A 17,298-nucleotide genomic window follows, 5' to 3' on the forward strand; every position below is an offset into this window, starting at 1 on the left:
GAGGCGCATTATAGGGAGTTCCTGACAGGCTGCAACCCCTAATTTCAAATAATTTTCCAACCGGCTATAAATGCGTCAAAAACGGTGTTTTTGGGTAAAAAGAAAACAAAAAGGGGCGATAAATCGCCCCTTTCCATTTCACTATTACTGTTTGGCCACGATGTGCCCGTCTTCAACATCTAATACGACAGGGATACCTGGTAATAATTTGCCAGAAAGTATCTGCTGCGCCAGTGGGTTTTCAATTTCCTGCTGGATGGCACGTTTCAACGGTCGCGCCCCATATACAGGATCGAACCCAGCTTCGCCCAGGAACTCCAGGGCCGGTTCGGTAATAGTGACTTCGTAGCCACGTTCTTCCAGACGTTTGTACAAACGCTCCAATTGAATCTTGGCAATAGAAGCCAATTGCGCCCGACCCAACGGATGGAAGACGACGACTTCATCTATACGGTTAATGAATTCAGGACGGAAGTGATGGCTGACCACTTCCATAACCATGTTTTTCATTTCCGTATAGCTTCTTTCACCGAAGCGTTCCTGAATTAAATCAGACCCCAAGTTAGACGTCATGATGACGACGGTATTACGGAAATCTACTGTTCTACCTTGACCATCGGTCAGGCGGCCATCATCCAACACCTGCAATAAGATGTTGAACACATCCGGATGCGCTTTCTCGACTTCATCCAGCAGAATCACTGAATAAGGACGACGACGTACCGCTTCGGTGAGATAACCCCCTTCTTCATAACCGACGTAGCCCGGAGGTGCCCCGACCAAACGAGATACGGAATGTTTCTCCATAAACTCGGACATATCGATACGAACCATCGCGTCATCGCTGTCGAACAAGAAAGTCGCCAGCGCTTTACACAATTCGGTTTTACCTACCCCAGTTGGGCCGAGGAATAGGAATGAACCGATCGGACGGTTAGGATCTGACAAACCGGCACGGCTACGACGAATTGCGTTAGAGACGGCCTCAACCGCTTCGTTCTGGCCAATAACTCGCTGATGCAGGTCTTGTTCCATACGCAACAGCTTGTCGCGCTCGCTTTCCAGCATCCGCGCAACCGGGATCCCGGTCCAGCGCGCCAGTACGTCGGCAATTTCCGTTTCAGTTACCCGGTTACGCAGCAACTTCATGGTTTTGCCTTCGGCCTGAGTGGCTGCAGCCAGCTGTTTCTCCAGCTCAGGAATTTTTCCGTACTGCAATTCGGACATCTTGCCAAGATCGCCAACGCGACGAGCCTGCTCCAAGCTGATTTTGGCCTGTTCCAGTTCGGTTTTAATATTCTGAGTACCAGTTAAAGAGGCTTTTTCGGCTTTCCACTCTTCTTCCAACTCTGAATATTCACGTTCTTTTTGTTCTAATTCAGCATTGAGCATTTCCAAACGTTTCTTACTGGCGTCGTCAGACTCTTTATTCAGCGCCTGCTGTTCCAGTTTCAGCTGGATAATCCGACGTTCCAGACGATCCAGAGATTCCGGTTTGGAGTCCATCTGCATACGCAGACTAGAACCGGCCTCATCTATAAGGTCGATGGCTTTATCTGGCAACTGACGGTCGGCAATATAACGATGCGATAAGGTCGCAGCCGCCACAATCGCTGGGTCAGTAATTTGCACATGATGGTGCAATTCATAACGCTCTTTCAGACCACGCAAGATGGCAATGGTGTCTTCTACCGTCGGTTCTGCTACAAATACTTTCTGGAATCGACGCTCTAACGCCGCATCCTTTTCTATATACTGACGATATTCATCCAGCGTAGTGGCACCGACGCAGTGCAATTCACCGCGAGCCAACGCCGGTTTCAGCATGTTGCCTGCATCCATTGCACCGTCGCCTTTACCTGCGCCGACCATGGTGTGCAACTCGTCAATAAACAGAATGACGCTACCTTCCTGCTTGGCTAGGTCGTTCAATACGCCTTTCAGCCGTTCTTCAAACTCACCGCGATACTTAGCACCAGCAATCAACGCGCCCATATCTAATGAAAGCACGCGTTTATGTTTCAAACCTTCCGGCACTTCACCGTTGACAATTCGCTGAGCCAAACCTTCCACAATGGCGGTTTTACCCACCCCTGGCTCACCAATCAGTACCGGGTTGTTTTTGGTACGACGCTGTAATACTTGAATGGTGCGACGAATTTCTTCATCACGGCCAATAACCGGATCGAGTTTGCCGGACTCCGCGCGCTCGGTCAGATCAATGGTGTATTTTTTCAATGCTTGGCGCTGATCTTCCGCACCAGCGTCATCAACGGTTTCTCCACCACGCATTTGTTCGATTGCCTTGCTGATTTTATCGGTTGTTGCACCTGCGGCTTTCAATAGATCGGTCAACGAACCGCGATCTTCAAGCACCGCCAGAACAAATAATTCTGAAGAAATAAATTTATCTGCGCGTTTTTGCGCCAGTTTGTCGCAAAGATTAAGCACCCGCACTAATTCGTGGGATGGCTGAACATCGCCGCCGGTACCTTCAACCTGCGGCAGACGTCCTAGAGCCTGATCGATTTCCGTGCGCAAACGCGCAACGTCGATACCGGCTGAGGTTAACAATGGACGAACCGTGCCCCCATCCTGAGTGAGCAAAGCGCTCATCAAATGTAACGGTTCAATAAACTGGTTGTCGCGCCCAAGGGCCAAAGACTGGGCATCGGCGAGGGCAAGCTGGAATTTACTGGTAAGACGATCCAGACGCATAACACCTCCAATACTGGTCAAAATTGCTACTGGAGATTAGATGAGGTCATCCCTCAGCTTTTCAAGGTTATCTTAGCCAATATATTTGAGTTTTGTGGTATGCGTCATTGGATCGTCCTAATTCAATAGGTTAGATCAACCAGATTAAACTTGCCAAGCGGCCGGTAATTCCTTCGCGTCGATAAGAGAAAAATTGTTGCTCATCACTCACTGTACAAAGGTCGCCACCGTACACTGCGTGGATACCCGCAGACTCTAGCCGCTGACGGGCTAGTAGGTAAATGTCTGCCAGATATTTGTCACCAAACGGAGTAAACGCCAGCGCAGCTTGGGGGTCTGCGCTAACGAATGCCTGTTTTACTTCGGCTCCCACTTCAAATTGCCGAGGCCCAATCGCCGGACCTAGCCAGGCAATAATCGAGGAAGGTTTCGCGCTGAATTCTGCCAAAGTCTGTTCAAGAACGCCGGCACATAAGCCACGCCAGCCAGCATGCGTCGCCGCCACTTCGTCTCCCGACAGCGAACAGAACAAGACAGGTAGGCAGTCTGCAGTCATCACCGCGCAAACCTGCCCTGGCACATTACTGTATACCGCATCGGCCTGAATATCCGCAGCAGGCTCGCCGGTCAGGCGTAGAACTCGCGTGCCATGCACCTGCTCTAGCCATTGCGGAGCCTGTGGCAGCGCCGCCTGCGTAATTAATTGCTGGCGATTCTGCTCCACATCAGCCGGGTTATCACCTACGTGCGCCCCTAAATTCAGAGAATTATAAGGCGGCACACTAACACCACCGCTGCGGGTGGTGCTACACGACTTAACGCTGGATGGCTGTGGCCATTGCGGCAGAATCAGTGACTTCATTACCAATCCATCTGATCTTTAAATTCTAAAGTATCGGCTTTCAAAGCGGTGATCAGCTCAATCATGTCTTCCGGCAGAGCGGCATGCCACTCCATCTGAACGCCACTGATTGGATGATACAAACGCAGCATGGTGGCATGCAGCGCCTGGCGATCGAAACCACGCAGCACGGCAATGAAATTATCCGATGCGCCTCTTGGCGGACGCGGACGACCACCGTAAAGCTGATCGCCCACCAGCGGATGGTTAATATGCGACATATGCACGCGGATCTGGTGAGTACGGCCCGTTTCCAAGCGCAAGCGCAAGCGCGTGTGCGCGCGGAAATGTTCCATAATACGGTAATGTGTCACCGCGGGTTTACCCATAGGATGAACCGCCATGTGAGTACGTTTAGTCGAGTGACGAGAAATTGGCTCATCAACCAGACCGCCAGCTGTCATTTTGCCAATGGCAACAGCTTCGTATTCACGAGTGATTTCGCGCGCCTGAAGCGCTTCAACCAAACGCGTCTGAGCCGGGACGGTTTTCGCCACGACCATCAAACCTGTGGTGTCTTTATCCAGACGATGAACGATACCAGCGCGGGGAACATCCACTATTTCAGGGTAATAATGCAATAACGCATTTAATACCGTGCCATCAGGATTACCAGCGCCGGGATGCACCACCAAACCACGCGGTTTGTTGATAACCAGAATATCGCTATCTTCGTACACAATATCTAATGGAATTTCCTGCGGTTCCCAGCGAGCTTCTTCTTCTATTTGAGCGTCAATCGCGACGATCTCGCCACCCAACACTTTTTCTTTTGGCTTATTAATTGTCTTACCATCGACCGAGACCCTATCATCCAAAATCCACTCTTTTATGCGAGATCGTGAATAATCAGGGAACAATTCGGCCAAAGCCTGATCTAAACGTTGACCGAGTTGAGATTCGGCCACCGTTGCGCTGAGTTGTACTTGTTGTGCCATATGCAGCTTCTTCGTTAACGTTGGGTTTTGACGGCGATGCCGTTTAATATAATGTGCTATTGTATCTAGATCTTTGTCGGGAGCTTAACGGACAGTCTCCCGGAATAACACTTCGAGGATAATCAAAACGTCATGACGCGTATGAAATATCTGGTGGCTGCCGCCACGTTGAGCCTGGTGCTGACCGGTTGCTCCAGTAACAAGGACGTGGTTCCCGACAACCCGCCTTCTGAGCTCTATGCTACCGCACAGCAAAAACTGCAGGACGGTAACTTTAAGGGAGCTATTACGCAACTAGAAGCGTTAGATAATCGCTATCCTTTCGGGCCTTACTCCCAGCAAGTGCAGTTGGATTTGATTTATGCTTATTATAAATCTGCCGATTTGCCGCTGGCTCAGGCCTCGATCGATCGCTTTATGCGCCTCAATCCCACACATCCTAACATTGATTACGTATTATATATGCGTGGTCTGACTGACATGGCTCTGGATGACAGTGCATTACAAGGCTTCTTCGGGATTGACCGTTCAGACCGCGACCCTCAGCATGCAAGAGCTGCTTTCCGCGATTTTAACCAGTTAATTCAAAGCTATCCTAACAGTCAGTATGCTACGGATGCCCAAAAACGCCTGGTGTTCTTGAAAGACCGACTGGCCAAGCATGAATTGGCCGTTGCTAAATACTACACTAAGCGCGGTGCTTACGTTGCGGTAATTAACCGCGTTGAGCAAATGATGCGCGATTACCCAGACACAAAAGCGACTCGCGATGCACTGCCGTTAATGGAAAATGCCTACAAGCAGATTCAGTTGAATGCGCAGGCAGATAAAGTCAGTAAAGTGATTGCAGCCAACCCGGCATAATGGAATGACTGCGCTGGCGTGAGCCTATGAGACAAAACAACGGTAGCTTCGGCTGCCGTTTTTGTTTCCATTAGTCGCAAAATTGAACGCCCATCTTGCCTTAATTGATAAAACGGCCTTTCTCCCTATTCCCAAAATAGGGAAACCTGCACGGCAATTTGAGTCACGGGGGAGCATACAAAACCCAACCCGACCTGGATCTGAAAGTTTGGGGGAGACTAAGCCATTGAAGGGGGTAGTAAAAGCAGAATTTCGGCTCCATTATCGCTGGCCGATCTTATCGATAGTGCGATATTTACCCCAATGATTCAAGCCCTTAAATCACTTTCCTAATACTGGCTCACAGTTCAGGCCGTCTTTGCAAAAAGTGACAAAAAAATGTGATTTAGATCATTCTATTTGCCGAAAAGAGAGGTATGCTGAAGTTATCCAAGACGGAGAAGACAACGAGGTAAACCATATGACAGTAGTCAATATTACTAGCAAACAAATGGATATCACCCCTGCAATTCGTAAGCATGTTGAAGACCGTCTAACCAAACTGGATAAGTGGCAGGCTCAGCTAATAAATCCGCATATCGTGCTGTCTAAAGACCCTGAAGGATTTGTTGTTGATGCCACCATAGGTACGCCAAACGGCCCTCTGGTAGCCAGTGCCAAGCACGATGATATGTATGCCGCAATCAACGAGCTGATCGCGAAATTAGAACGACAACTAAACAAAGTTCAGCACAAAGGTGAGGCAAAACGTACCGCCGCGAGTATCAAAAATGTCAATCTGATAGAGGAGCCTGAGCAAGAAGAGTAACGGGTTAACCATCTTATTGAGGATCTAACGCGCCTTCGGGCGCGTTTTTTATTGACGCCATAACCGGCGGCAGTTAAGTTAACTTCATTCGTGACTATTAGGCCATCAACCATCACATGAGCTACAAACCGTTTTTCTTCGCATTCTTTTTTACCTTCCCCTAATTGGGAGGCGTTTCGTCGTGTGATAAAGAATGCGAAGACGAACAAACAAGCCTCCCAACCGGGAGGCTTTTTTTATGCATAAATCATTTGGCAAAAATAATAAGGCAGACCCTATGACAGACAATCCGTTACTGGTGCTACGAGAACGTATCAGCGCATTAGACTTAAAGCTGTTGGCGTTACTGGCAGAACGCCGCGAGTTGGCAATCGAAGTGGCCCGAGCCAAGCAACATAGCCATCGTCCAATCCGTGATAAAGAACGTGAAAAGGATTTACTGCAGGCTTTGATTACTGCTGCTAAACCTTACGATCTCGACGGATTTTATATCACCCGTCTGTTCCAACTGATTATTGAAGACTCGGTATTGACCCAACAGACACTGCTGCAACACCAGTTGAATCAAACTACCGCTCATTCAGCACGCATCGCATTTCTTGGCCCAAAAGGCTCTTACTCTCATTTAGCCGCGCGTCAATACGCCGCCCGTCATTTTGATAACCTGATTGAATGCGGCTGCCTGAAATTCCAAGATATCTTTACTCAAGTAGAAACCGGTCAGGCGGATTACGCGATTTTACCGATCGAAAATACCAGTTCAGGCTCTATCAATGATGTTTACGATCTGCTGCAACATACAAGCCTGTCGATAGTCGGAGAATTAACCAACCCGATCGAGCACTGCATTCTGACGGCTACGGATACCGATTTAAGTCAGATTGAAACGGTTTACAGCCACCCGCAGCCTTTCCAACAATGTAGCCAGTTCATTAACCGTTTTCCACACTGGAAAATCGAATATTGCGAAAGCACCGCCGCCGCAATGGAAAAAGTTGCACAGCTGAACTCCCCAAAAGCCGCCGCATTGGGCAGTGAAGCCGGTGGCGCGCTCTATGGTTTGCAGGTACTGGAACACAACTTGGCCAATCAGCAGCAAAACATCACTCGTTTCATCGTGCTGGCGCGTAAAGCTATTGATGTTTCTGAGCAGATTCCAGCTAAAACCACGTTGATTATGGCTACCGGTCAACAATCAGGGGCATTAGTCGAAGCTCTGCTGGTCTTGAAAGAACACGACATCATTATGACCAAGCTAGAATCTCGGCCAATCAACGGGAATCCGTGGGAAGAAATGTTTTATATTGATGTGCAAGCTAACCTGCGTTCCGAAGCGATGCAAAAGGCGCTCAGCGATTTGACGCCAATAACCCGTTCACTAAAAGTTCTGGGCTGCTATCCGAGTGAGAACGTGGTACCGGTTAACCCAAGTTAATCGCCGATCGCTACCTATTTTTGCCTATAAAAAAAGTCATCCCAAGCGAGCGGGATGACTTTTTTACTGGCTAACAGCATAAATATTAACGATTACTGCCGATTATCATTTGCCTGGCGCAGCAAAGAGCGACTTTCCAGCAGGAAGCGCTCAGCATAATCACCGAACCAATGCTCCACCTTCTGGAAGCTGGAAACAAACGCCTGCTTGTCACTTTGTTCTAACAGCTTAATCGCATCACCAAATCGCTGGTAGTAACGCTTAATCAGCGCCAGGTTATCTTCCGACGACATAATAATATCTGCGTACAACTGCGGATCCTGAGCAAACAGTCGCCCGACCATCGCCAACTCCAACCGGTAAATCGGCGAGGACAGAGCCAAAAGCTGTTCAAGCTGAACATTTTCTTCCGCCAAATGCAGACCATAGGCAAAAGTGGCAAAGTGGCGCAGCGCTTGGATAAAGGCCATATTCTGGTCATGTTCAACCGCGCTGATACGATGCAGCCGCGCCCCCCATACCTGCAACTGTTCCAATAACCATTGGTAAGCTTCTGGCTGACGACCATCACAATACACCACGACCTGCTTCGCCAGACTGCCCACATCCGGACCAAACATCGGATGCAGACCAACAACTGGCCCTTCATGCGCTGCCAGCATCGATTGCAGCGGACGATTCTTCACCGATGCCAAATCCAGCAAAATGCAGTCTGCCGGTAGCTTAGGTAATCTAGCAATCACTTCTTCTGTTGCGTGGATAGGTACGCTGACAATCACCATTCCAGCATCGTCCAGAATCGATTCCGCCTGCGACCAGTCTTCTTGCTCCAGCGTTTTTACCTGATAACCCGAAAGTAATAACATCCGACCAAATAACTGCCCCATCTGCCCTTTACCACCGATAATCACGACGGGACGCAGCTGTGGGTACAGGGTTTTAAAGCCTTTGTCATTCTCGCTGGTATATGACTCTCGCATCACCCGGCGTAAAACGTCTTCAATTAAATCGGGTGGAACACCCAGCGCCTCGGCCTCTTTGCGGCGAGACGCCAGCATGGCAGACTCACGATCCGGCACATAAATCGGCAAACCAAAGCGGCTTTTGACTTCTCCCACCTCAGCCACCAGACTCAAGCGCTTCGCCAGCAAATCCAGCAGCGCTTTATCCACTTCATCAATTTGATCGCGCAATGCGGTCAACTCAGCCACCATAACGACTATTCCTCTACAGTCCGCGCCGCCAGCGCCGGGCTTAATTCTTTATGCATCGAACGTAACAGCGTTTCCGTTGTTTCCCAGTTAATACAGGCATCGGTCACGGAAACACCGTAGCGCATCGTTTCTCGCGGTTGCTCAGATGACTGGTTCCCCTCATGCAGATGACTTTCCAGCATCACTCCGATAATCGAACGATTACCTGCTTTGATCTGCTCAACAACCGATTCAGCTACTGCAGTCTGGCGACGGAAATCTTTATTCGAATTTCCATGACTGCAATCTATCATCAAGGATGGAGTGAGTCCCGCGTCCTGCATTTGTTTTTCACACTGCGCCACGTCTTCCGCGCTATAGTTAGGCGTTTTACCGCCGCGCAGAATCACATGACCGTCTGGGTTGCCCTGAGTTTGCAACAGACACACCTGCCCAGACTGATTAATACCAACAAAACGATGTGGCATAGATGCGGCACGCATCGCATTAATCGCCGTACCTAAGCTTCCGTCAGTTCCGTTTTTAAAACCGACAGGCATAGATAAGCCCGATGCCATTTCACGGTGAGTCTGGGATTCAGTGGTACGAGCACCAATGGCCGACCAGCTGAACAGATCGCCGAGGTATTGCGGGCTATTCGGGTCAAGTGCTTCAGTCGCCAGCGGCAATCCCATTCCAACTAAATCTAGCAGCAGACGCCGAGCGATATGCAGGCCTGCTTCCATATCAAAAGATCCGTCCATGTACGGGTCGTTAATCAAACCTTTCCAACCTACGGTAGTTCTTGGTTTTTCAAAGTACACGCGCATAACGATGTACAGGCTATCGCTCAATTCAGCAGAGAGGAGTTTTAGACGACGAGCATAATCCAACGCAGCATCCACATCGTGAATGGAACAAGGACCGCAAACCACCAACAAACGCGGGTCGCGCCCCTGAACGATATCAGCAATGGTTTTGCGCGCCGAAGCAATTGCATATTGATCATTTTCACTCAATGGGAACTGATTCTTCAGTTCTTCCGGCGTAATCAGTATTTGTTCAGCACTGATATGAACGTTATTGAGTGCGTCTTTTTGCATGATCATATTTCCTACCTACCTCTGTTAAGCGAGTATCGTTTCATTTGCGGTGTCGTTTCTGAGTTCCACAATATCATGCCATGTAAACTTTTCAATCCATAACTGTAAATAAATAATTACCGTTAACTTTACACCCACAATATGACTAACTTTTGCGGGATGTCGCAGTTTGTACAGTTGGTTCTCCAAGCAGCAAATCGCCATGATAAAATGAGCAAAATTTGTGGAGGAAGTATGCTGAGAGCGATCATCGTTGATGATGAACAACCTGCGCGCGAAGATTTACGCGAGCGATTAAGTGAAGAGCAAGACATTGAGGTTATCGCTGAATGCAGTAACGCTATAGAAGCTATCCCCGCAATTCAGCGGCTCCAGCCGGATGTCGTATTTCTCGATATTCAGATGCCCCGGATCAACGGACTGGAGCTCGTGAGCATGCTAAACCCAGAGAGCATGCCCCACATTGTGTTTGTCACTGCCTTTGATGAGTACGCTGTTCGCGCCTTCGAAGAACATGCTTTCGACTATCTGCTCAAACCCCTCGACCAGCAACGATTGGCTAAGACTCTCATTCGTCTACGTCGAGGTCTAGCTGTAAATAATAACTTACACAAGATCACCGAGCCGATGCTACGTCACATCCCCTGCTCAGGGCACAATCGTATCTTTCTATTGAAAATAGAAGAGGTCGAATATCTCAGTTCAGAACTTAGTGGTGTACACGTGGTGGGCATGGTGCAATCAGGTTATACCCAACTCTCTTTGAAAACGCTGGAAGAAAAAACGCCTTTTATTCGCTGTCACCGCCAATATATGGTGAACACGGAACAGCTAGGCGAAATACAACTTATGGATAACGGTTCAGCAGAAGTTGTCACCCGTACCGGAAAGCACATACCGGTTAGCCGACGTTATCTAAAACCACTTAAAGAGAAGTTAGGCATAGCCTGATATCATCATCTAAAACAGCTATCGTAAAACAGCTATCGCAAATCGGTTGCAGAAGAACTTAACCATGAAATATAAGCAGATGATGATCGTTGCGCTGTTACTTAGCGGCTGTAGCCATTCTCTTGGCCCTAATGATGGCGTCAAAGACCCGACGAGCTGGTATGACATCGGATTCAGTGATGCTCAGGGCGGGTTGATTGTCAGGGATAATGAGACGCTGGCCGAATGGTATGGCAATCCACACATTAATCGCGACTATTACCTATCAGGTTATCATGCTGGGCAACAGGATCTTTGCCAGCCTGCCCGCTTGAAAATTCGCTTTGAACGGGGCGATAATTTCCCTACCAGCTGTGATTCAGTTAAAGATGCCGAAATACTTCAGCAAATCTGGATTAATTAAATAGCTAATTAAAGCCTGCCTCAACAATATATCGAACAATATTAAAACAAACGTTTTACATGAATAACCATCAGGGATAACTAATATTACCCCTTTCTTTTTTCTCGACTAAAAATTATAAAAAACAGATCTTCCTCTCGGTTTTAATTCATTCAATAAATAAGAAGCGCTCTCTTGATATTAGCCAAGTTTTTGCTTTAGCGATCTGTGCTTTGATGGCTATAGCAAAGAAAAATATGACATTTTAAAAACAGGATTGGCTAACAAGCTTTTTTCATACAGAAAAATACAAGGGATCGTTATGATAACACTGCAATTTGCAATTATTATTCTGTGCCTATTAATCGGCACTCGCTTTGGGGGCATGGGGCTGGGCCTTATTAGTGGCATCGGCTTATTTATTTTAACCTTTATATTTGGCCTTGAACCGGGTAAACCACCGGTTGATGTAATGCTGACGATATTAGCGGTTATTGGCTGCGCTTCGGTATTACAAACCGCTGGCGGATTAAATGTCATGATGCAGTTTGCCGAACGCTTATTACGTCGACATCCGCAACATATAACGCTATTAGCCCCGTTCACAACCTGGTCATTAACCTTTTTATGCGGTACCGGACATGTGGTTTATACCATGTTCCCGATTATTTCAGATATCGCAATCAAGAAAGGAATCCGTCCCGAGCGCCCAATGGCCGTCGCTTCCGTTGCTTCGCAGATGGCTATTACCGCATCGCCGGTATCAGTGGCCGTAGTTTCTCTGGTGTCTATTATTGGCGCGGCTCATGGCATCGGGCATGCCTATAGCATACTGGAAATTTTGGCGATTTCTGTTCCTGCGTCATTAGTGGGCGTGTTAGCCGCGGCGCTGTGGAGCCTACGCCGCGGTAAAGATTTAGATAAAGATCCTGATTTTCAGGCCCGAATAAAAGATCCGGAGCAACGCGCCTTCATATATGGCAGTACTGATACGCTGCTGAATCAGGTTTTCCCGAAACAGGCTTACTGGTCAACCTGGATATTCTTTAGCGCCATCGCCATCGTCGTATTACTCGGTGCATTTGGAGATTTACGTCCAGCGTATGAAGTTAAAGGCGTACTTAAACCGCTCTCTATGAATCTGGTTATTCAGATGATGATGTTAATTGCCGGTGCAGTGATTCTAATGGGCTGTAAAGTTAAACCGAGCGATATTTCAAGCGGTGCTGTATTCAAAGCGGGCATGGTAGCGATTTTCTCGGTATTCGGCGTCGCCTGGATGAGTGATACTTTTTTCCAGGCACATATGGGAGATTTAAAACTGGTGCTGGAAGACGTGGTAAAAAGCCAGCCGTGGACCTATGCCATTGTACTGTTTTTGGTTTCTAAACTGGTAAACAGTCAGGCGGCGGCATTGGCAGCGATTGCTCCTATGGGGTTGCAATTGGGTGTCGATCCTAAAATGCTGATCGCCTTCTTCCCTGCGGCCTACGGTTACTTTGTATTACCGACTTATCCCAGCGATCTGGCCTGCATCGGTTTTGACCGCTCCGGCACGACAAAAATTGGCCGTTTTATCATTAACCATAGTTTTATCATCCCTGGTTTAATCGGCGTGGTGTGTTCCTGTATTACCGGTTATCTGCTGGTAAATACCTTTATGTAATAAAGTCCGTTGAAAAATCGTCAAGGGGTAAGAAATTGCCCCTCTACCTATAAAAATAAACTTAAGTCAGAAGACTCAGTAAACACGAAGGAGATAAAGCTAAAAAATTAAATTTATTGCCCCATCCCCTGATATTTTATCCAATTATCACAAACAAAATATGGTTTATTGCCGGTTCATCTTCCCTGTTTCCTGCCATAAAAAATAATTGCTAATAATAATCTTATATGTGAAATGCGTTTATTATAATTTATTTGAAGATTGGCAATATCTTATGAATAACTTTGATCGCAAGTTGATACAATGCCGGCCGCATTATCAATCTTATTCTTTTTTACCATGGAAGCATTATGTTCTCTTTGCGTCATACCAGGGCGTTACCTTTTTATTTCAGTACCTTAGCAATCTCTATGTTCAGCGCATCAGCTTTGGCCGATGCTACCGTGTTTACCGCACTTGATGATCCTGCTACTGCTAAACACAGTTTTGTCGGTAATGTCGAAGCGGGTTATAACGCTCAATCGGGGAATACTAATAACTCAACCCTGACGGCCAATTCCACTTTGACCTGGTTCCAACCCAATACGGCTTATAGCCTTTGGGGTTCCGCAAGAAACACCAGCTCCAATGAGGTAAGATCTTCAGAGCGCTATCAGTTAGGTGGACGTACTCGCTATAATCTAACCGATCGCAACTACCTGTTCGGTCAAGCCAGCTGGTTGAACGATCGTTATAACGGCTACGATTCTCGCTCCGTACTCACAACCGGTTATGGTCGGCAGATTCTTACCGGCGCTTTACATAATCTGCGTGTGGAATTCGGTCCAGGCGTTCGTCATGACGAATTCTATCGTGGTGGTCGTGCCACTAAAGCATTGGCCTATGCTGGCGCCAACTATACCTATCAGTTGACCGATAACACCGTGTTTAGCGAAGGCGTTTCAGCTTTAGCCAACGAAGAAACTACTCTGAACTCTGAAACCGCGTTAAACGTGGCAATCAATAAGAGTTTTGCCCTGCGTCTGGCTTATGTTGTTACTTACAACACCAAGCCTCCGGCCAGCGCCCCCAAAAATACCGACACTACAACCTCAGTCACGCTGGTTTACGGTCTGTAATAGTCTGAATATTCTTAGCGTGGCGCAGTCACGCTAAGATTTTCCTCGCTGGCTCTCCCCTTCTTATGACTAACTCATCCGTTTATCCCAACTGTTCACGGCTCGGCCCCTGAAAATGAATCGCGTTGATATGGCAACTACGCGGCTGAGTGACGACAAATTTAACCGTTTGCCAAATAGATTGGCCGGTTAACAAGCGTTGGTTAGTCTGATTATGATGAGAAATATTTTCGTCAAACCCAAAGGTTTCAAAATCTGGGGGATACAGCGCGGTCACGCGGATATTTTCAGCGGCTAAGCTCTGGGAAATATTGTGGCAAAAACCGCTAAAACCCTGCTTAGCGGCGAAAAATGCGGGATGAGCGTTAGATTGAGTGAAATTCGGCACGCCACAGACAGAAACCATCGCGATAATATCGCTGCCCTGCTCTCTATTCATCCTCGGTAGCAACGCTTTGGTCAGTAAAATAGACCCCGTTAAACCGGTATTAATAGTGCTAACAATATCCTCATCGCCACCACCGGTTTGTAAATCCCCTTCCAACCATTGAGCCGCACTTAGCAATAGGATGTCTATCGGCTTTTCATGTTTTAGTAAACCATGAGAAAACTGCCGGACTGAGTTCACATCGGAAATATCACACTCATAGGCCTCGGCACTACCACCTTCGGCGCGAATAATCTCCACGGTTGCCTGCGCCTGAGCGATAACTCGACTACATAAAGCAACTTCAACACCTTCCCGCGCTAACCATACTGAAACTGCCTGACCAAAATCGCGCCCACCGCCGGTCACCACAGCTCTTTTTCCTTGCAGCATTTTCTTCCTCTTATTGGCTTTAGCTTTCAATTGATTGAGATACAGCCTAGCCAGAGTCAACCTCATTATCAAAGCATTTACTTGGTTTATTCGAGGCGACGCGCAAAAAATATAAACAAAATAACGGAGGTAGCCGGAATGGCGGTTTATATCAATAAGAAAGGTAAGCGGGAACATTGAGAGACTTTACAGATAAAAAAAGGGGTCAGCCAATGGCCAACCCCTTGATAACTATTAACTATTGGATGAAGCCTGAGCTGTATCTTAGTTAATACGGTTAAGACGCTCTTTGATACGAGCAGACTTACCAGTACGCTCACGCAGGTAGTACAGTTTCGCTTGACGAACGGCACCACGGCGCTTAACAGTAATGCTGTCGATTACTGGGGAGTGAGTTTGGAATACACGCTCAACACCTTCGCCGTTGGAAATTTTACGAACAGTGAATGCAGAGTGCAGACCGCGGTTACGGATTGCGATAACCACGCCCTCGAATGCCTGCAGACGTTTTTTAGCACCTTCAACGACCCATACCTTAACTTCCACGGAATCACCCGGACGGAATGCAGGTACGTCTTGCTTCATCTGCTCTTGTTCGATTTGCTTGATAATATTGCTCATAATAAGTCTCTTACCCTAGGTAAACTGATATATCAGGATCGTTTGCACACGGCGAAACGTTCCTTTCATAGTTCTGTCGCTCAGGCCTCTTGCTCCTTTCGGAACTCAGCCAGCAACACCATTTGCTCGTCAGTCAGAGCTAGGCTTTCTAGAAGTTCAGGTCTTCTAAGCCAGGTACGGCCCAGCGACTGCTTTAAGCGCCAGCGACGAATCTCAGCATGGTTGCCCGACAGTAATACTGGCGGAACTTCCATCCCTTCCAACACCTCCGGACGGGTATAGTGCGGGCAATCCAGCAATCCATCAGCGAAGGAATCTTCCTCAGCCGAGGCCTGATGACCCAGTACGCCCGGTATAAAGCGGGATACAGAATCGATCAGAGTCATTGCCGGCAGCTCACCGCCGCTGAGAACGTAATCCCCAATTGACCATTCTTCATCAATTTCGGTTTTGATTACGCGCTCATCAATACCTTCGTACCGACCACACACCAAAATCATCTTCTGGTTGGTTGCCAGTTCGCAGACACCCTGTTGGTCCAGTTTGCGTCCTTGAGGTGACAGATAAATCACCTTTGCTCCCTCGCCTGCCGCTGCTTTTGCTGCATGAATGGCTTCCCTTAACGGTTGCACCATCATCAGCATTCCCGGGCCACCGCCGTATGGGCGGTCATCCACGGTACGATGCCGATCGTAGGTAAAGTCACGAGGACTCCAACACTGCACGCTCAGCAGGCCATTTTTTACTGCCCGGCCAGTTACCCCAAAATCGGTTATTGCGCGGAACATCTCAGGAAACAGGCTGATAACACCAATCCACATCGTTTTGTTCCACTCGCCGTTGCCGTTTAATTCAGAGGTCAAAAACCAGGATCCCAATCTACTTCAACACGTTGAGCAGTGAGATCGACATTCTTGATAACCTGCCCATGAAGAAACGGGACCAACCGCTCCTTCATACCGAATGCATCTTTCAGGTTTGCTTTGACTACCATTACATCGTTAGAACCGGTTTCCATCATATCGATGATTTTACCCAGTTCATAACCGGTTGTGGTTACTACCTGACAGCCCATAAGGTCTTTCCAGTAGTAATCATCACCTTCTAGTTCTGGTAATTGTTTCGAATCCACCATAATTTCGCAATTAGTTAGCAGATTCGCAGCATCCCGATCGTCAACGCCTTTGACTTTGATGATCAAATCCTGACTGTGGCGCTTCCAGTCTTCCAACTCGACGTGCTGCCACTTACCGGCCTGCTGGATAAACCACGGCTGATAGTCAAAAATGCTTTCGGCGTTCTCGGTGGATGAAAATACTCTGAGCCAACCGCGAATGCCGTAAGTTGAACCCATTTTGCCGAGAACAATCGGCTGCTCGGGAACCACTGGATTGAGTTGTTTGCTCATAATAACCACCACCGCGACAGATTAAGCTGCTTTCTTAGCGTCTTTGATCAGCGCAGAAACGCGATCAGAAACGGTTGCGCCCAGGCCGATCCAATGTTCGATACGGTCCAGGTCCAAACGCAGTGCTTCAGCCTGACCAGATGCGATCGGGTTAAAGAAGCCTACACGTTCGATGAAACGACCGTCACGAGCATTACGGCTGTCGGTCACTACTACTTGATAGAACGGACGCTTTTTAGCGCCGCCACGAGCCAAACGAATTGTTACCATAACATCCTCTTTAGTTAATAAAACAACTGAACCCCATCGGGGAACGGGGTTCAGTTGCAATATAAAAAGCCCGAAAATTTTACTCATTTTGGCGCAAAAAGC

At 47.8% G+C, this 17,298-nt stretch carries 18 protein-coding genes and 1 other annotated feature; of the genes, 8 read left to right on the top strand and 10 right to left on the bottom strand.

Going from position 1 to position 17,298, the window contains the following annotated elements; translation table 11 throughout:
- Positions 1-144: 144 nt before the first annotated feature.
- From clpB to rluD, 3 genes are all read right to left on the bottom strand, one after another.
- Positions 145-2,718, bottom strand: a complete 2,574-nt coding sequence (gene clpB, locus AD970_RS15580; RefSeq protein ID WP_049601067.1) for an ATP-dependent chaperone ClpB — start codon at positions 2,716-2,718, stop codon at positions 145-147.
- Between the two features lie 130 nt (positions 2,719-2,848).
- On the bottom strand, positions 2,849-3,580 hold the full coding sequence (yfiH, locus tag AD970_RS15585; protein ID WP_049601070.1) for a purine nucleoside phosphorylase YfiH: 732 nt from the start codon (positions 3,578-3,580) through the stop codon (positions 2,849-2,851).
- Positions 3,580-4,557 carry a 23S rRNA pseudouridine(1911/1915/1917) synthase RluD gene (gene rluD, locus AD970_RS15590; RefSeq protein ID WP_049601073.1) on the bottom strand — a complete coding sequence of 326 codons (978 nt, stop codon included), beginning with the start codon at positions 4,555-4,557 and terminating at the stop codon, positions 3,580-3,582. The genes yfiH and rluD overlap by 1 nt, the downstream gene beginning before the upstream one ends.
- A gap of 132 nt (positions 4,558-4,689) precedes the next feature.
- On the opposite strand from rluD, the gene bamD reads away from it, so the two are divergent.
- The 4 genes from bamD to pheA all read left to right on the top strand — a co-directional run bounded on the left by bamD (position 4,690) and on the right by pheA (position 7,664).
- Positions 4,690-5,421, top strand: coding sequence for an outer membrane protein assembly factor BamD (gene bamD, locus AD970_RS15595; RefSeq protein WP_049601075.1), 732 nt, complete (start codon positions 4,690-4,692; stop codon positions 5,419-5,421).
- 460 nt (positions 5,422-5,881) lie between these two features.
- Complete coding sequence (gene raiA / locus AD970_RS15600) at positions 5,882-6,229, top strand: ribosome-associated translation inhibitor RaiA (RefSeq protein ID WP_049601078.1); 348 nt, start codon at positions 5,882-5,884, stop codon at positions 6,227-6,229.
- Positions 6,230-6,344: 115 nt separating this feature from the next.
- Positions 6,345-6,469 (top strand) — a sequence feature (Phe leader region).
- The gene (gene pheL / locus AD970_RS19975; RefSeq protein ID WP_201030833.1) at positions 6,346-6,393 is read left to right on the top strand and encodes a pheA operon leader peptide PheL; all 48 of its coding nucleotides are present in this window, start codon (positions 6,346-6,348) and stop codon (positions 6,391-6,393) included. Its footprint overlaps the feature before it by 48 nt.
- 37 nt (positions 6,470-6,506) lie before the next feature.
- Entirely contained in the window at positions 6,507-7,664 is a 1,158-nt protein-coding gene (gene pheA, locus AD970_RS15605) for a bifunctional chorismate mutase/prephenate dehydratase (RefSeq protein ID WP_049601345.1), read from the top strand.
- Positions 7,665-7,756: 92 nt separating this feature from the next.
- Here the strand turns inward: pheA and tyrA are convergent, their stop codons facing one another.
- Positions 7,757-8,878 (bottom strand): bifunctional chorismate mutase/prephenate dehydrogenase, encoded by a 1,122-nt coding sequence (gene tyrA / locus AD970_RS15610; RefSeq protein ID WP_049601080.1) that lies wholly within the window; start codon positions 8,876-8,878, stop codon positions 7,757-7,759.
- Between the two features lie 5 nt (positions 8,879-8,883).
- Positions 8,884-9,960, bottom strand: coding sequence for a 3-deoxy-7-phosphoheptulonate synthase (locus AD970_RS15615; protein ID WP_049601083.1), 1,077 nt, complete (start codon positions 9,958-9,960; stop codon positions 8,884-8,886).
- 234 nt (positions 9,961-10,194) lie between these two features.
- Here AD970_RS15615 and btsR point away from each other — a divergent pair, with 234 nt between their 5' ends.
- The 4 genes from btsR to AD970_RS15635 all read left to right on the top strand — a co-directional run bounded on the left by btsR (position 10,195) and on the right by AD970_RS15635 (position 14,077).
- Complete coding sequence (gene btsR, locus AD970_RS15620; protein ID WP_049601085.1) at positions 10,195-10,911, top strand: two-component system response regulator BtsR; 717 nt, start codon at positions 10,195-10,197, stop codon at positions 10,909-10,911.
- A 64-nt stretch (positions 10,912-10,975) separates the two neighbouring features.
- Positions 10,976-11,314, top strand: coding sequence for a DUF2799 domain-containing protein (locus tag AD970_RS15625; RefSeq protein WP_049601086.1), 339 nt, complete (start codon positions 10,976-10,978; stop codon positions 11,312-11,314).
- A 301-nt stretch (positions 11,315-11,615) separates the two neighbouring features.
- Positions 11,616-12,959 carry an anaerobic C4-dicarboxylate transporter gene (locus AD970_RS15630; protein WP_049601089.1) on the top strand — a complete coding sequence of 448 codons (1,344 nt, stop codon included), beginning with the start codon at positions 11,616-11,618 and terminating at the stop codon, positions 12,957-12,959.
- A 350-nt stretch (positions 12,960-13,309) separates the two neighbouring features.
- A complete protein-coding gene (locus tag AD970_RS15635; protein WP_049601091.1) occupies positions 13,310-14,077 on the top strand; it encodes a DUF481 domain-containing protein in 768 nt (255 codons plus the stop codon).
- 82 nt (positions 14,078-14,159) lie between these two features.
- Here the strand turns inward: AD970_RS15635 and AD970_RS15640 are convergent, their stop codons facing one another.
- The 5 genes from AD970_RS15640 to rpsP all read right to left on the bottom strand — a co-directional run bounded on the left by AD970_RS15640 (position 14,160) and on the right by rpsP (position 17,196).
- Positions 14,160-14,897, bottom strand: coding sequence for an SDR family oxidoreductase (locus AD970_RS15640; protein WP_049601094.1), 738 nt, complete (start codon positions 14,895-14,897; stop codon positions 14,160-14,162).
- A gap of 264 nt (positions 14,898-15,161) precedes the next feature.
- Entirely contained in the window at positions 15,162-15,518 is a 357-nt protein-coding gene (gene rplS, locus AD970_RS15645; RefSeq protein WP_004877229.1) for a 50S ribosomal protein L19, read from the bottom strand.
- Positions 15,519-15,598: 80 nt separating this feature from the next.
- Positions 15,599-16,339: a tRNA (guanosine(37)-N1)-methyltransferase TrmD gene (gene trmD, locus AD970_RS15650; protein ID WP_049601097.1), complete on the bottom strand. Its 741-nt coding sequence runs from the start codon at positions 16,337-16,339 to the stop codon at positions 15,599-15,601.
- A 38-nt stretch (positions 16,340-16,377) separates the two neighbouring features.
- Entirely contained in the window at positions 16,378-16,926 is a 549-nt protein-coding gene (gene rimM / locus AD970_RS15655) for a ribosome maturation factor RimM (RefSeq protein WP_049601098.1), read from the bottom strand.
- A gap of 21 nt (positions 16,927-16,947) precedes the next feature.
- Positions 16,948-17,196 carry a 30S ribosomal protein S16 gene (rpsP, locus tag AD970_RS15660; RefSeq protein ID WP_004877236.1) on the bottom strand — a complete coding sequence of 83 codons (249 nt, stop codon included), beginning with the start codon at positions 17,194-17,196 and terminating at the stop codon, positions 16,948-16,950.
- Positions 17,197-17,298: the final 102 nt, after the last annotated feature.

The organism is Yersinia nurmii (assembly GCF_001112925.1).
In the GTDB taxonomy this organism is placed as follows: domain Bacteria; phylum Pseudomonadota; class Gammaproteobacteria; order Enterobacterales; family Enterobacteriaceae; genus Yersinia; species Yersinia nurmii.

What these genes read in the sequence shown, in the direction of transcription:
- clpB (WP_049601067.1), bottom strand. Translation starts at nt 2,718, where the DNA reads ATGCGTCTGGATCGTCTTACCAGTAAATTCCAGCTTGCCCTCGCCGAT.
- yfiH (WP_049601070.1), bottom strand. Translation starts at nt 3,580, where the DNA reads ATGAAGTCACTGATTCTGCCGCAATGGCCACAGCCATCCAGCGTTAAG.
- rluD (WP_049601073.1), bottom strand. Translation starts at nt 4,557, where the DNA reads ATGGCACAACAAGTACAACTCAGCGCAACGGTGGCCGAATCTCAACTC.
- bamD (WP_049601075.1), top strand. Translation starts at nt 4,690, where the DNA reads ATGACGCGTATGAAATATCTGGTGGCTGCCGCCACGTTGAGCCTGGTG.
- raiA (WP_049601078.1), top strand. Translation starts at nt 5,882, where the DNA reads ATGACAGTAGTCAATATTACTAGCAAACAAATGGATATCACCCCTGCA.
- pheA (WP_049601345.1), top strand. Translation starts at nt 6,507, where the DNA reads ATGACAGACAATCCGTTACTGGTGCTACGAGAACGTATCAGCGCATTA.
- tyrA (WP_049601080.1), bottom strand. Translation starts at nt 8,878, where the DNA reads ATGGTGGCTGAGTTGACCGCATTGCGCGATCAAATTGATGAAGTGGAT.
- AD970_RS15615 (WP_049601083.1), bottom strand. Translation starts at nt 9,960, where the DNA reads ATGCAAAAAGACGCACTCAATAACGTTCATATCAGTGCTGAACAAATA.
- btsR (WP_049601085.1), top strand. Translation starts at nt 10,195, where the DNA reads ATGCTGAGAGCGATCATCGTTGATGATGAACAACCTGCGCGCGAAGAT.
- AD970_RS15625 (WP_049601086.1), top strand. Translation starts at nt 10,976, where the DNA reads ATGAAATATAAGCAGATGATGATCGTTGCGCTGTTACTTAGCGGCTGT.
- AD970_RS15630 (WP_049601089.1), top strand. Translation starts at nt 11,616, where the DNA reads ATGATAACACTGCAATTTGCAATTATTATTCTGTGCCTATTAATCGGC.
- AD970_RS15635 (WP_049601091.1), top strand. Translation starts at nt 13,310, where the DNA reads ATGTTCTCTTTGCGTCATACCAGGGCGTTACCTTTTTATTTCAGTACC.
- AD970_RS15640 (WP_049601094.1), bottom strand. Translation starts at nt 14,897, where the DNA reads ATGCTGCAAGGAAAAAGAGCTGTGGTGACCGGCGGTGGGCGCGATTTT.
- rplS (WP_004877229.1), bottom strand. Translation starts at nt 15,518, where the DNA reads ATGAGCAATATTATCAAGCAAATCGAACAAGAGCAGATGAAGCAAGAC.
- trmD (WP_049601097.1), bottom strand. Translation starts at nt 16,339, where the DNA reads ATGTGGATTGGTGTTATCAGCCTGTTTCCTGAGATGTTCCGCGCAATA.
- rimM (WP_049601098.1), bottom strand. Translation starts at nt 16,926, where the DNA reads ATGAGCAAACAACTCAATCCAGTGGTTCCCGAGCAGCCGATTGTTCTC.
- rpsP (WP_004877236.1), bottom strand. Translation starts at nt 17,196, where the DNA reads ATGGTAACAATTCGTTTGGCTCGTGGCGGCGCTAAAAAGCGTCCGTTC.